At 45.3% G+C, this 13,567-nt stretch carries 19 protein-coding genes; 7 read left to right on the top strand and 12 right to left on the bottom strand.

Annotation, left to right across the window (positions count from 1 at the left end; translation table 11 throughout):
- Window positions 1-66: 66 nt before the first annotated feature.
- The 3 genes from pal to queC are packed head-to-tail and all read left to right on the top strand — an operon-like array spanning window position 67 to window position 2,054.
- On the top strand, window positions 67-570 hold the full coding sequence (gene pal / locus IC571_RS01465) for a peptidoglycan-associated lipoprotein Pal (RefSeq protein WP_215317031.1): 504 nt from the start codon (window positions 67-69) through the stop codon (window positions 568-570).
- Entirely contained in the window at window positions 571-1,302 is a 732-nt protein-coding gene (gene ybgF / locus IC571_RS01460) for a tol-pal system protein YbgF (protein ID WP_215317029.1), read from the top strand.
- Between the two features lie 14 nt (window positions 1,303-1,316).
- The gene (queC, locus tag IC571_RS01455; RefSeq protein WP_215317027.1) at window positions 1,317-2,054 is read left to right on the top strand and encodes a 7-cyano-7-deazaguanine synthase QueC; all 738 of its coding nucleotides are present in this window, start codon (window positions 1,317-1,319) and stop codon (window positions 2,052-2,054) included.
- A 4-nt stretch (window positions 2,055-2,058) separates the two neighbouring features.
- On the opposite strand, the gene IC571_RS01450 is transcribed toward queC, so the two are convergent.
- The 8 genes from IC571_RS01450 to IC571_RS01415 all read right to left on the bottom strand — a co-directional run bounded on the left by IC571_RS01450 (window position 2,059) and on the right by IC571_RS01415 (window position 6,407).
- Window positions 2,059-2,442, bottom strand: coding sequence for a type II toxin-antitoxin system HigA family antitoxin (locus IC571_RS01450; RefSeq protein ID WP_215317025.1), 384 nt, complete (start codon window positions 2,440-2,442; stop codon window positions 2,059-2,061).
- On the bottom strand, window positions 2,439-2,747 hold the full coding sequence (locus IC571_RS01445; RefSeq protein ID WP_215317023.1) for a type II toxin-antitoxin system HigB family toxin: 309 nt from the start codon (window positions 2,745-2,747) through the stop codon (window positions 2,439-2,441). The genes IC571_RS01450 and IC571_RS01445 overlap by 4 nt, the downstream gene beginning before the upstream one ends.
- A gap of 105 nt (window positions 2,748-2,852) precedes the next feature.
- Window positions 2,853-3,467 (bottom strand): riboflavin synthase, encoded by a 615-nt coding sequence (locus IC571_RS01440; RefSeq protein ID WP_215317021.1) that lies wholly within the window; start codon window positions 3,465-3,467, stop codon window positions 2,853-2,855.
- Window positions 3,468-3,498: 31 nt separating this feature from the next.
- Entirely contained in the window at window positions 3,499-4,614 is a 1,116-nt protein-coding gene (ribD, locus tag IC571_RS01435; RefSeq protein WP_215317776.1) for a bifunctional diaminohydroxyphosphoribosylaminopyrimidine deaminase/5-amino-6-(5-phosphoribosylamino)uracil reductase RibD, read from the bottom strand.
- A gap of 16 nt (window positions 4,615-4,630) precedes the next feature.
- Entirely contained in the window at window positions 4,631-5,188 is a 558-nt protein-coding gene (locus tag IC571_RS01430) for a Tfp pilus assembly protein FimT/FimU (protein WP_251373458.1), read from the bottom strand.
- Complete coding sequence (locus tag IC571_RS01425; protein WP_215317019.1) at window positions 5,181-5,510, bottom strand: hypothetical protein; 330 nt, start codon at window positions 5,508-5,510, stop codon at window positions 5,181-5,183. The genes IC571_RS01430 and IC571_RS01425 overlap by 8 nt, the downstream gene beginning before the upstream one ends.
- Complete coding sequence (locus IC571_RS01420; protein WP_215317017.1) at window positions 5,507-6,046, bottom strand: hypothetical protein; 540 nt, start codon at window positions 6,044-6,046, stop codon at window positions 5,507-5,509. The genes IC571_RS01425 and IC571_RS01420 overlap by 4 nt, the downstream gene beginning before the upstream one ends.
- Before the next feature lie 16 nt (window positions 6,047-6,062).
- Window positions 6,063-6,407 (bottom strand): hypothetical protein, encoded by a 345-nt coding sequence (locus IC571_RS01415; protein WP_215317015.1) that lies wholly within the window; start codon window positions 6,405-6,407, stop codon window positions 6,063-6,065.
- A 123-nt stretch (window positions 6,408-6,530) separates the two neighbouring features.
- Between IC571_RS01415 and ribBA the strand changes: the two genes are divergently transcribed.
- The 4 genes from ribBA (at window position 6,531) to IC571_RS01395 (ending at window position 10,348) form a co-directional block, all read left to right on the top strand.
- Window positions 6,531-7,664 carry a bifunctional 3,4-dihydroxy-2-butanone-4-phosphate synthase/GTP cyclohydrolase II gene (gene ribBA / locus IC571_RS01410; protein WP_215317014.1) on the top strand — a complete coding sequence of 378 codons (1,134 nt, stop codon included), beginning with the start codon at window positions 6,531-6,533 and terminating at the stop codon, window positions 7,662-7,664.
- A 48-nt stretch (window positions 7,665-7,712) separates the two neighbouring features.
- On the top strand, window positions 7,713-8,225 hold the full coding sequence (gene ribH, locus IC571_RS01405; protein ID WP_215317012.1) for a 6,7-dimethyl-8-ribityllumazine synthase: 513 nt from the start codon (window positions 7,713-7,715) through the stop codon (window positions 8,223-8,225).
- Window positions 8,226-8,233: 8 nt separating this feature from the next.
- On the top strand, window positions 8,234-8,755 hold the full coding sequence (gene nusB / locus IC571_RS01400; RefSeq protein ID WP_215317010.1) for a transcription antitermination factor NusB: 522 nt from the start codon (window positions 8,234-8,236) through the stop codon (window positions 8,753-8,755).
- Between the two features lie 120 nt (window positions 8,756-8,875).
- On the top strand, window positions 8,876-10,348 hold the full coding sequence (locus tag IC571_RS01395) for an NAD-dependent succinate-semialdehyde dehydrogenase (protein WP_215317008.1): 1,473 nt from the start codon (window positions 8,876-8,878) through the stop codon (window positions 10,346-10,348).
- 17 nt (window positions 10,349-10,365) lie between these two features.
- Here IC571_RS01395 and trmB read toward each other — a convergent pair whose 3' ends face one another.
- The 4 genes from trmB to IC571_RS01375 are packed head-to-tail and all read right to left on the bottom strand — an operon-like array spanning window position 10,366 to window position 13,477.
- Window positions 10,366-11,181, bottom strand: coding sequence for a tRNA (guanosine(46)-N7)-methyltransferase TrmB (trmB, locus tag IC571_RS01390; RefSeq protein WP_215317006.1), 816 nt, complete (start codon window positions 11,179-11,181; stop codon window positions 10,366-10,368).
- A gap of 1 nt (window position 11,182) precedes the next feature.
- The gene (locus IC571_RS01385) at window positions 11,183-12,118 is read right to left on the bottom strand and encodes a UDP-glucuronic acid decarboxylase family protein (protein ID WP_215317004.1); all 936 of its coding nucleotides are present in this window, start codon (window positions 12,116-12,118) and stop codon (window positions 11,183-11,185) included.
- A 32-nt stretch (window positions 12,119-12,150) separates the two neighbouring features.
- On the bottom strand, window positions 12,151-12,609 hold the full coding sequence (locus IC571_RS01380) for a DUF2721 domain-containing protein (RefSeq protein WP_215317002.1): 459 nt from the start codon (window positions 12,607-12,609) through the stop codon (window positions 12,151-12,153).
- Window positions 12,610-12,631: 22 nt separating this feature from the next.
- The gene (locus IC571_RS01375) at window positions 12,632-13,477 is read right to left on the bottom strand and encodes an undecaprenyl-diphosphate phosphatase (RefSeq protein ID WP_215317000.1); all 846 of its coding nucleotides are present in this window, start codon (window positions 13,475-13,477) and stop codon (window positions 12,632-12,634) included.
- Window positions 13,478-13,567: the final 90 nt, after the last annotated feature.

Genomic DNA, 13,567 nt, shown 5'->3' with positions numbered 1-13,567 from the left:
TATTGGCAATGTGCCCACTTATTGAAGCACCAAATTCATTATTGAGTTTGCAGGAAAAGGAAAATCATGACTGTTTCTATCGCACGCCGTGCAGCTACTTTGGCCATTATTGGCGCAACCGCATTTTTAATGGCGGCCTGTTCAAGTGTGAAGCTAGACGATACTGATGGTGCTAATGGAGCTGGTGGCAGTGGCAGCTTCGGCTCACAGCCATGGAATGATCCTAAGAGCCCACTCTTTGAGAAGAGTGTGTATTTTGGATTTGATGAGTACACAGTACAGACTAAATACCAAAAGATGCTATCGGCTCACGCTAGCTACTTAAAAGCCAATCCAAATCAAAAGATCATCATTCAAGGCAATACCGATGATCGCGGTACTGCTGAATACAACTTGGCGCTCGGCCAACGTCGTTCCGATGCAGTACGCAAATCATTGAACTTGATGGGTGTATCAGATAATCAAATGGAAGCCGTCAGCTTTGGTAAAGAAAAACCTAAAGCAGAAGGTGATAACGAAGCCGCTTGGGCAGAAAATCGCCGTGCTGATATTGTGTACATTACAAACTAAATGAATAACTCTTCACACACCATCAAACAAACGCTCTCACGAGCGTTTTGTTTAAGTACTGCCGTATTTTGCCTATGCGCCTCTAACAACGCCTGGGCACTGTTTTCAGACGATGAGGCTCGCAAGGCCATTTTGGATTTACGCAAGTCCCTGGCTACTACTCAACTTGAACTCCAAAGCCAGATCGACAAACTCAAAACCGAGAATGCAGAGTTGCGAGGTAAGGTTGAAGAGCTTGAGAAACAAGGCGAAGATATCTCGACGAGTCAAAAGACTTATTACCAAGATCTCGATACACGCTTAGGCAATTTCGAGCCTCGCACTATTACGATTGAGGGTGTGAGTGGCACTGTCCAGCCGGGTGAAAAGAAAGCCTATGACGATGCATTAAAAGCATTTCAGGCGGGTAACCTAAAAAAGGCTGAAGATGGTTTTGCCGCCTTCACTGTTAAATACCCTAAGAGCCCTTATCTACCTCTCGCACTTTACTGGAGTGGTAATAGTAAGTATGCCAACAAGGATTACGCTGGGGCTATCAGTCAGTTACAAAACTTAATTAAGAAATACCCAAATCATCCCCGCATTCCTACAGCGATGGTTACTTTGGGCAATTCTCAATTAGAGAGCGGCAACAAAGCAGCTGCCAAGAAAACCTTTAGTGACATTATTGCCAAATACCCAGATACTGAAGCAGCGAAAGATGCGCAACAGCTTCTGGCTGCTACAAAGTAGACACTTACAACTGCATGTCTAAGCTGTCTGCCGCTTTTGAGAAGCTTGCGCCACGTAAACCAGGCGCGCCTGCCGTTATTCTCTTTTCAGGCGGTCTAGACTCCACAACCGTCTTAGCACTTGCCAAAGATTTAGGGTACACACCCTACGCGCTTTCAGTAGGTTATGGACAGCGTCACTCCTCTGAACTAGCTGCAGCAAAACATATTGCAAAACAAGTGGGCGTTGCTCGTCATGAGGTTGTTAATCTAGACCTGACCCGCTTTGGTGGCTCTGCTTTAACAGACTCCTCTATTGCAGTGCCGATCACCCCCGGAAAAGATCAAGAGATCCCCGTGACTTATGTTCCTGCACGCAACACGATTTTGCTGTCACTCGCCTTGGGTTGGGCAGAAGCGCTTGGCGGTCTAGATATTTTCTATGGCGCAAACTCGGTAGATTACTCAGGCTATCCAGATTGTCGCCCTGAGTATGTCGCCTCGTTTGAAGCGATGGCTAATCTGGCCACTAAGGCTGGAGTAGAAGCTTCCAATAACGAAAATCGCTTTCGTGTTCACGCACCCATCATCAATCTCACCAAAGCAGAAATTATTCAGCTAGGCAACACGCTTGGGGTTGATTACTCACAAACTGTGTCTTGCTATCAAGCAAACGATTTAGGTGAAGCCTGTGGTGAATGTGAATCTTGCAGGCTAAGACAGGCCGGCTTTAAACAGGCCAATGTGAGCGATCCAACTCGCTACCGTAAATAAACTGTTAAGCAGGATGCAGTTCATCGTCTTGCTTGATAAGACTATCTGCGGGTATTCCCAACATGGAATGTAACTTCCAAATCATCTTCAGGGTTAGGGGCCGCTTACGATTTAATATTTCATAAACGCGATTTAATCCACCAATCATGGGCTGCAAATCCTTAGGCTTTAGACCAGCCTGTTCCATTCTAAATTTGATTGCCTCAACTGGATCTGGTGGATCTATTGAATAATGCTTAGCCTCATAAGCTTCAATGAGCATCAAAAGTAATTCAAACCGATCCGCCTCTTTGCTACCTTTTTTTGGCTCTTTATCTACAAACGGAGATATCTCCGCCAAGGCAGACATGTAATCTTTTTCATTTCTTATTGGTTTTAATTCTTTCATAGTGACTCTATCTCCACTGATTCTGCGTTAATTCGATCATAAGCAGCATGTGTTCCAACAAACTTTATATAAACCACTCCAAAACGATAAGCAACAGCAACGATTAACCGATAGTCATTTCCCTTGATATTAAAAATGACTCTATTTTTTCCAACGAAACTGGCATTTCTATACTGATCCTTAATATCCTGAGGGGATTGCCAGACTGCACTGCTTGCCTCGTCATACCAAGCCCTTAGAGGCTGTTCAGAATCTCTGTGTTTCGCCCAAAACTTTATCAAGCATTTTTTAGCAATTACCCTCATCAGTACATTATAGTCCCAAAATGGGACTATAATCAATGGGGTTATTTAACCACGCCGTCAGAACGGCTTAAGAAAGCGCTCAATGAGCACCCTAAATTGCTGATGTTATCTATGGGCTTCGAGCATACGCGCAACATAACGGGCTATCAGATCTACTTCAAGATTGACTGCATCTCCCTGCTTCAGATTACCGAGCGTAGTACTTTGCAAGGTGTGTGGGATTAAATTGATATCGACAATACAAGCTTGAGTAGTGTCTTCTGTTTTGTTAACAGTGAGCGATACACCATTTACAACGATAGAGCCCTTGTAGGCTAAGAATGGCGCCAATTCTTTTGGGGCCTCAATTCTCAACAACCAAGAACCATAAGTATCTTGAGAGACTTGAGCAAAGTGCACAACCTTACCAATACCATCTACGTGACCACTCACTAGATGACCCCCAAGTCGATCATTTAAACGCAGTGCCTTTTCTAGATTCACCGGCCCAACCTGATCAAGGCCAACCGTTTTATTAAGAGACTCGCGAGAAATATCCAAAGCAAAAGTATTGCCATCAAACTGGGTAGCAGTCATACACGCACCCTGGATAGCAATACTATCGCCGAGCGCAACATCATCCAGGTAACCCGAAGGCACCTCAACAATCAAGTGCAAGCCATCGCCTTTTGCTTGAGCGCTTTTGATTTGACCTAGAGCAGTAATAATTCCAGTAAACATTAAATTATTTTAGTGTGTATCTTCAGTTTCATTAACGCTTCATCAGCCTAAGTCTAAAGTCATCGCCAATCAAGCTCTGATCAATGACTTGCCAATCTTGGCGCGAGCTCAATGAATCTAATACGGGCGTATTTGCCATACCAATACCCTCGCCCATGAAGAATGGTGCGTAGTAAAGCAATAATTCATCTACGCAACCCTCTCGCATCATCGAACCATTAAGCTTAAAGCCGGCCTCAATGTGAATTTCATTCAGCTCGCGCTCTTGAGCAAGATATGCAAAAAGCTTAGGTAAGTCTACCTTTCCAAAAGCATTAGCCATCGCAACGACCTCAATACTTCTCGCTTTAAAAGCTTTTGCTTTTTCTTGACTTTCTGGATTGTCTAAATTTGCGCAAACGATGATTACACCAGATTGGTCAATATTTTCCAGAATCTTCGCATTGAGTGGTGTCTCTAGCTTGGAGTCCACAATAATTCGCCAAGGCTGGCGTTGTGTTTCAACATCGCGCACGTTGAGAGCGGGATCATCCTCCTTAACAGTCCCAACGCCAGTCACAATCGCACAGGCTTGGGCTCGCCAGTGATGGCCATCAGCTCGCGCCAACGGTCCAGTAATCCATTGACTCTCGCCACTGGGTAAGGCGGTTTTTCCATCAAGACTTGCAGCTATTTTCAAGCGCACCCATGGTAAGCCGCGTGTCATTCTGGAAATAAATCCGCGATTAATGGCTTGGGCTTCAGACTCCATCAAGCCACATTGCACCTCAATACCAGCAGCCTTTAATTTCTCAAGACCATTTCCAGAAACTAATGGATTTGGATCACTCATTGCTGCAATCACTTTGGCTGGCTTTGCAGCGATCAATGCATCCACACAAGGCGGAGTACGTCCAGTATGGCTACATGGTTCTAGCGTCACGTAGATGATTGAGCCTGTAGGATCATTTCCATTCGCCTTGGCATCTGCGAGCGCCTGGACTTCTGCATGAGGGCCACCAACACGTTGCGTAAATCCTCGACCAATTACCTGCCCATCTTTAACGATGACACAGCCCACCCGAGGATTGGGATTGGCTAAATACAGTGCTTTTTGAGCTTGGGCTAATGCCTCGCTCATCCATTGGTGATCAACAGCGGTATACATACGTCTATTAAACCATTCAATGGCAACGCTTTGTATCTCTGGCGGGGTCACAGATTCGCCAACGCCCACCACTGCCCAATATCAGCTGGCGCTCTAAGTCCGGAAACCTTTGGTGACCCAATACTAGACGATTGGCAACAAAACCGCCCTGAGCTGTTTTAGCAGCCCCTGCAACATTAAAGAGAATCCCAGCTTTGCCTGTATGGGGATCGATAAAGTATCTACCCCCACTGCGAAAGAAGATGGGATCAATTCTCCCTTGAGAAAGCCATACTTTGCTCACACACTCAGGCTTGCTGAATTTACTTAAACAACCACTACTAATGACCCACCCACTTTCCCACTTGCCATTCAATAGAGGTTTAAGCACTACAGACTCACCATGGTGCAAAGCTTGCTGACGAGCAAAATGAGCATGCCCAATAAATTTTCTGGCAACCGATTCAATTTCGCGAATGGCAATCTGTTCTTGCAATAGAGGCATGGTGACAGTCGCGGCAATAGCAATAATCAGCATCACCGCCATTAGCTCCAGCAAGCTTACTCCAGACTCCAATTGGTGATTTTTATTCAAATGCTTGACGCCAATTTAGGCGGGTAACCGCACCTGATTTTTCATCTACCAAAATATGTATGTGAATACTCGGTTTTTCTTTGCTAGAAATCAGCCATAAGCCCTTGCCTGCAGACTGCATAAAGCAGTTGTTTTCTGATAATGTAGATATATTAATAATATTTTTCTCGCACTCAAGAACCGATTTTTCTGCAAATATAAATCGTTCTTGTGCCTGCTCAATTACTTTTGCCTCCAGGACACGCAGACTTGTTAATCGCTCTAAATAGGCAATGAGAGACGAACACAACAGTAGTAGCGAAATCACCCAAGCCAAGATCATGGGAGATTTCTGGTAGTGAAGGTGCGCGTAAATGCCTTCTGCAACGAAGCTCCATCTGTCATTTCTAGTTTGATCCTAAAGGCCCTTTGGCCCTGATTTATAGAGGGGTTTAGCTCATCAATCTTTAAGTTACTAATGCCGTTCATCAGGGTAGTGCTTTGTATTCGCCCCTGACGATCTAATGACTGACACATTAGCGAACCTCCATTGGCTCTTGCCCCCTTTGGTAAACCAGCCTGTCTTTCCACCAGAAAACCTTGCAAGGCTAAGTTGTGTTTTGTGCGATCGTTCGTTAATACATTTCCGATGCAATCAAAATCAATTCCTTCCGATAACTCGTGCCACGTAAGTAAAGAATCAGACCCCTGATAACCGGCACCCTTCTGAATCTCTATTGGATTTTTGATATTTTTCTTGCCTGTAATCTCTTGAACGGATTTCACATTTCGATAGCCTGCCATCCGAATAGCGCGCCCAATCAACTCCAGTGCGCGCTCCGTTTCTGATGTGAGAGCTTGAGATTTTTCATGTTCCATTTGTTTAACCCACAAATCAGTGCTGATTTTTAGTAGTGGGCTGAGCAACAGGGTGCAAAGGGTGATTCCGACGAGACACTCGAGAAGATTCATGCTTCACATCCTTAATGGAAATATTGGGGCTACTGGGAGGGCTGATTTGCTTGTTATTGGCGTTATTAACCCTAACTTGTTCTGCAAGCTCGTAGCCATCAAAAGTCTGCCTAAGGTGGGAGTGCTTGCTCTCCTGTTGCTTAAACCGAAGAGCCAATCCTTGATAAGCACCAATCGAAGTCATCCAAACACCCAAAATGAGACTCATCGCCACCAATACCTCTAGCAAGATAAATCCATTCACTGGGTTTTGGGTGTTGAGGCTCATATGGCATTTTCTAAAGCCCCAAAGGCTAATAAAACAGGATTCAGAGGGTCTTGCCGTCAGACAAGCAGAAGAATGCCATCGGAGACTAACGATAATCGCCTGCTCAGCTTAAAATACAGGGCTATGCCAAATACCCTTTCCCCCACAGAAGAAATCATTGCCGAGCTTCGTGCTGGCCGCATGGTCATTCTGGTGGACGAAGAAGATCGCGAAAACGAAGGTGATCTAGTGTTGGCCGCCGATCATGTGAGCGCAGAAGCAGTCAATTTCATGGCTAAACACGGTCGCGGACTCATCTGTCTTACATTAACTCGCGAGCGTTGCCAGCAGCTCAATTTACCGTTGATGGTACGTGATAACGGCACCTCCATGGGAACCAACTTCACCGTTTCAATTGAGGCGGCCACTGGTGTCACGACGGGTATTTCTGCCGCAGATCGCGCCCTCACCATTAAGACTGCCGTAGCTTCTAATGCCAAGCCCAGCGACTTAGTGCAGCCTGGTCATATTTTTCCTTTGATGGCACAACCAGGCGGTGTACTGATTCGTTCTGGCCATACAGAAGCTGGTTGTGATCTTGCCGCTATGGCGGGCTGCTCTCCGACGGCGGTTATTTGCGAAATCATGAAAGATGATGGCAGCATGGCTCGCTTGCCAGACTTATTGGAATTTGCAGAAGAGCATCAACTCAAAATTGGCAGTATTGCCGACTTAATCAAATATCGTAGTCAACATGAGAGTATTGTTGTTCGAGAAGGTATTCGCGAATTCGCCACCCCGTGGGGCAAGTTTGAAGGCATTATTTACCGTGATACTCCAAGCTCATGTATCCATATTGCGCTTGTTCACGGTAAGCCTTCTGAGTCAGAAGAAACACTGGTACGCGTTCATGAGCCTGTAACCGTTTTAGACTTTTTAGATTCTCAGGTTAGTACCCATTCCTGGCCGCTAGCTCAAGCACTTCAGCAAATAGCCAATGCTCCAGCAGGAGTTGCAGTTCTTCTGAATGCAGCGGGTATTGCTGCGCCCAATGATGAAGATTGGTTAGCGCAATTCAAAAAGCTGAATCAGTCATCTGATGAAGTAAAACAAACACTTACGCGAAAAACAGATTTCCGTAGCTACGGTATTGGTGCTCAAATTCTCAAAGACATTGGCGTCGGAAAAATGCGTTTACTAGCAAATCCAAGTCCCGTACCAAGCCTCTCTGGATATAAGCTTGAAGTTACTGGATATCTTCCTTATGAATTCGAATAAGAGTGCTGGCAAGAACCTTATTAAGACTAATCCCATCAAAAGATCATCATGACTAATTCAAATAATGACGCAGTAGGTGTGTTAGAGGCAGATCTCAATGGTCAAGATTTGCGCATCGGTATTGTGCAAGCCCGCTTTAATGAAGATCATTGCGTTGCTCTCAGGACTGCATGTATTCAGGAGCTGATTGCATTAGGCGTCTCTCAATCCGACATCAAACTCGTGACTGTTCCTGGTGCGCTAGAGATTCCCTTTGCTCTTCAAAAGCTTGCGGAAACAGGCGAATTTGACGGACTAGCCGCCTTAGGTGCAGTCATCCGCGGCGAAACTTATCACTTTGAGTTGGTATCTAACGAATCCGCCTCAGGCATTACTCGCATTTCTATCGACTCTGGTTTGCCCATTGCCAATGGTGTCCTTACTTGCGATACCGATGAACAAGCGCAAGTACGCGTGAATGTCAAAGGTGCTGACTGTGCCAAAGCTGTTGTAGAAATGGCGAACCTTGCATTAGCGCTGACCACCGATATTGATTTTGAAATGAATGATGGTGAAGCGTAATTATCAACATGACTAAATCACCTCTAAATTCAACACCAGCGCACGCTAGCAAAGAAAATGCTGACGGTAAATCTGTTGCGCCTAAGCGCTCACTAACGCCACGTCGTCGCGCCCGTGAATATGCCCTTCAAGGCGTGTATCAAAGCTTAGTAGCGCGACGTGCAGGCAGCCTTCCGAACAGCACTGCAATTGCCAAGCAATTGGCTGAAGATCCAGCGTTTAAGCGCTGTCAACTCGATTTGTTCAATGGTATTTTTCAAGGCGTACTTGAACGTACTGACGAACTCGAGGCCATTATTACCCCGGCACTTGATAGACCTATTAATGAGCTATCCCCTGTAGAACATGCTGCTCTTCTGATTGGCGCTTATGAGCTGGCTGCCGACTTATCCGTACCTTATAAAGTGGCGATCAACGAAGCTGTGGAACTTGCCAAAACCTTTGGCGGCACAGATGGCCATAAATACGTCAATGGCGTCTTAGATCTCTTGGCACAGAAACTCCGCATCGCAGAAACCAAAGCTGACTAGACCCTCTTTGCAGGGTGCCGATGCCGATGAACCTCACAAGGTAACACTTGTGAGGTTTTTTCTTTATAGGGATAAAATTATCCTGAGTAGCCCATATCCCTTCAATTGGAAAAGCGCATCATGCAAAAAATAGATATCCGCAGTCTTTTAAAAGATTCCAGCCTATTTAAAGAACAGGCTTTTATTAATGGTCAATGGGTTAACTCCACAAAAACGTTTAACGTCACCAATCCAGCCACCGATGAACTCATTGCCACAGTTGGTAATCTGGGCAATCAGGATGCCGAACAAGCCATCAAAGCAGCTGAAGAAGCTCTGCCTGCTTGGCGCAACAAACTGGGTAAAGAGCGTGCAATCATCCTACGTAAGTGGTTCGACCTCATTATTGAAAATACACAAGACTTAGCCACTCTGATGACCTTAGAGCAAGGCAAACCTCTAGCGGAAGCTGCGGGTGAAGTAGTTTATGGCGCTTCATTTGTAGAATGGTTTGCAGAAGAGGCAAAACGGGTTTCGGGATCGATCCCTGCTACCACTTGGGGTGATAAACGCATGATGGTTTTAAAACAGCCTATTGGCGTTTGCGTTGCTATTACCCCCTGGAATTTTCCCATTGCGATGATTACTCGCAAAATTGCACCCGCTCTAGCGGCAGGTTGCACGATTGTGATCAAACCCGCTGAACTAACACCTCTCTCAGCTCTCGCTTTAGCAGAGCTCGCCAAACGCGCCGGCATTCCAGATGGTGTTATTAATATTGTGACTGCCGATGCTAATCAATCCATTGTGATCGGCAAAACGCTGTGCGCCTCTCCAACCGTACGCCATCTCTCCTTTACCGGCTCCACAGAAGTTGGCCGTATCTTGATGGCGCAATGCGCCCCGACCGTTAAAAAACTAGCTCTAGAGCTTGGGGGCCATGCTCCATTTATCGTGTTTGAAGACGCCGACATTGATGCTGCGGTTAGTGGTGCCATGTCATCCAAGTTCAGAAACTCCGGACAAACCTGTGTTTGCGCCAATCGCTTTTATGTCCACAAAAAAGTGCAAGATCAATTTGTTGAGAAATTTGCCAAAGCTATTGCCACAATCAAGGTTGGTAATGGCATGGAAAAAGGAGTTACTCAGGGCCCACTAATTGAAACTGCTGCCTTAGAGAAAGTAGAGAAGCATGTTGCTGATGCGCTTGGTAAAGGAGCGAAACTTGTAGCGGGCGGTAAGAAAAGTTCTACATCACAGAACTTTTATGAGCCGACCATTCTTTCAAACGTCACCAATCAAATGCTGATTACTTATGAAGAAACCTTTGGCCCCGTTGCTCCGGTTATTCCATTTGAAACTGATGAGGAAGTAATCGCATTAGCCAATAACAGCCAATTTGGCCTGGCCTCTTACTTCTATAGTCGTGATATTGGACGGATTTGGAAAGTGGCTGAAGCACTGGACTACGGCATGGTTGGCGTTAATACCGGCCTGATCTCCAACGAGGTAGCTCCTTTTGGTGGGGTAAAGCAATCTGGCCTTGGACGCGAAGGCAGCGTTTACGGCATGGATGAATATCTAGAAATGAAGTATGTCTGTGTTGGCCTGTAAGTAGACAAACGAGAAATTTACTTCTTTTTATAGACTAAGTCCCAGACGCCGTGGCCTAGCTTAATGCCACGGTTTTCAAATTTGGTTACTGGGCGATAGTTTGGTCGCTCCACATAAGCCAAGTGCTCGCCAGTTAACTGCTCAAGGGTAGGCTTAAATTCATTTAAACCTTTTTCAAGCTCTTCTGGTGCAACTACATCTTCGACAGTAAATGTTTCGATCTTGATCTGCTGGCTGGAGGTATTTTGTAGAGTTGATTCAGCGTTGATCACTAAAAGCATTTGCTCTGCATAGTTATGCCAGTCTGTCGCCAAATGTAGGTAACCACCCGCCTTAAGACGTGATGCCAGTAGCTTCACAAATTTTTCTTGAATGAGGCGACGCTTATGATGGCGTTTCTTGTGCCATGGGTCTGCAAAGTAAATATGAATGCCATCCAAAGATTCGGGTGCAATCATATTTTCAAGTACCTCTACCGCATCATGGCGAATGAGGCGTAAATTAGCGAGATTATTCTCTCCAATCAGCTTTAATAGCGCGCCCACACCAGGAAGATGAACCTCAATCGCTAAAAAGTCTTCTTCATTTCTTAAAGCAGCAATCTTGGCAGTGGTCTCGCCCATACCAAAACCAATTTCTAGGATCTTGGGCGTTGCGGAGCCCCCAAACGTGCTCACCAAATCAAGCGTTTTACCCTCATAAGGAATGAGAAATTTCGGGCCCAGCTCATCAATAGCACGCTGTTGACCAGCAGTTGTTCTTCCGGCCCTCAGGACAAAGGAACGAATACGCTCAAATCGCCTTCCCTCTTGATGGCCTGCTTCCTGAGTCAACTTAAGCTACAACCTTTTTAAAGTACGCAATTGTCTCTTTGAGGCCATCTTCTAGATTAACCTTTGGCTCCCAACCAAGTTTGGCTTTAGCCAGCTCAATATTAGGTTGGCGTTGCTTTGGGTCATCTTGGGGCAATGGTTGATAAACGATCTTCGATTTACTGCCCGAGAGTTTTAGAACTGTTTCAGCCAACTGCAGCATGGTGAACTCGCCTGGGTTGCCAATATTGACTGGGCCTGTAAAACCCCTCTCTGAATTCATCATTCTGACCATGGCATCGATCAAATCATCGACGTAACAAAAGCTGCGGGTTTGTTGACCATCACCGTAAATAGTAATGTCTTTACTTTGCAGTGCTTGCACAATGAAGTTACTCACCACACGGCCATCATTGGGGTGCATACGAGGGCCATAAGTATTAAAAATACGAACTACCTTGATATCAAGGTCATGTTGGCGGTTGTAGTCAAAAAAGAGAGTCTCTGCGCAACGCTTACCTTCGTCATAACAAGAGCGAATACCGATAGGATTCACTCTTCCCCAATACTCCTCGGGTTGTGGATGAACTTCAGGATCGCCATAGACTTCACTGGTAGAAGCTTGCAAGATCCGCGCCCTAGTTCTCTTAGCTAGACCCAGCATATTGATTGCACCATGCACACTGGTCTTAGTCGTTTGTACCGGATCGTATTGATAGTGCACGGGAGAGGCTGGGCAAGCTAGGTTGTAGATCTGATTAGTCTCTACATAGAGCGGGAAAGTCACATCATGTCGCATCAACTCAAGATTGGGATTGGGGAGTAGATGCGCCAAATTCGCCTTTGAACCCGTGAAGTAGTTATCCACCACTAGAACATCATTACCCTCTTTAAGAAGTTTTTCAGTGAGGTGTGATCCTAGAAAACCTGCGCCACCAGTGATGAGGATTTTGTTCATAGTTTTAAATTAGTTAAGGTGCTACTGAAAACTCAATATTGTTTAGGAAAGTTCCAGCCAGCAGATCGATAGGCATACACAACTTCGGCTAATACGACGGATAAAGAAGTCATAAAGGATATCAGACCCAAAACAAAGGTCCAAATAACATAAGTGGTTTGCAGTGAGCGCACGGCGCCTGCTTGAAAAAAGAAAAGCTCAAGTACTGTCAGTGAAATAAATATACCGCTCAGAACATCAAAGAATATCGCTAACGTACACAAGCGACCTCGAAACTTGAATTCGTTCGCTTCTTGTTGCATATGCTCTAAAACCCCACCCTCCTTAGGTTCTCCTGAGTAGAGCGTATTTTGAATCGCGCGCATTCTGTCAACATTTCTGGCGAGACGAACAGAGATCGCATTTAATAATGTAGCAACCGCTGTTAATAAGAATACGGGCGCCAAAGCCAACTGGATATTGTTGGTGATTGCGTCAATTGATACATCCATATATTGATCCAATTTATATTGATTAATGTGACCAAGCAATAACGCCACTATAGGCAGTAATCAGCACTAATAATCCAAATACGATCCGGTACCAGGCAAACGGGGTGAAATTGTGATGCGCTACATAATGAATTAACCAACGCACACAAATAAATGCAGAAATAAAAGCGGCAATGAACCCTATAACAATAGCAAGGGTAAATTCTCCCGAGATAGCAACCGGATTTTTCCAAAGCTTTAGCAACTCATAAGCTGTTGCACCCCCAATTACAGGAATGGCGAGAAAAAAGGAGAACTCCGTTGCTACGGTCCGCGGTAGACCAAATAACATCCCGCCAATAATCGTCGCACCAGAACGAGATGTCCCTGGAATCAAAGCGGCGCATTGCGCAATTCCCACCTTCAATGCATCTAAATAGGAAAGGTCATCTACTGAATGTATGTGGGTATTCGTATTCGAATTTTTCTCTTGACGACGCTCTGCCCAGAAAATAATTAATGCGCCAACAATAAAAGCGCTAGCTACAGGAATTGAAGAAAAAAGTACCGCCTTAATATGTTTGCCAAAGATGAAGCCCAGTCCCATTGCTGGAATGGAGGCAATGATGAGATTGAGCATGAAACGCCGAGAGCTAGGGCTGCTATTTAACGACAGCACCACTTTCACGAGCTTTTCTCGGAACTCCCAGCAAACCGCCAAAATGGCGCCAAACTGAATAATGACCTCGAAGGCCTTACCCCTCTCATCATTAAAATCCAGTAAATCCCCAGCCAAGATTAGGTGGCCTGTACTGGAGATAGGCAAAAACTCCGTCAGCCCCTCAACAACCCCCAGGATGACCGCTTTTAATAACAATATGAGATCCATAGGGCAAATTTTATAGGGTTGTGAAAGCAGAACACTTATTTGGCAAAATAAAGCTCAAATTACCGCTCATGGACATTTAGCCTTAAACTT

The organism is Polynucleobacter sp. MWH-UH2A (assembly GCF_018687195.1).
Lineage (GTDB): Bacteria > Pseudomonadota > Gammaproteobacteria > Burkholderiales > Burkholderiaceae > Polynucleobacter.
The sequence above is the reverse complement of the archived record's forward strand: the minus strand, read 5'-3'. Positions and strand labels throughout refer to the sequence as shown.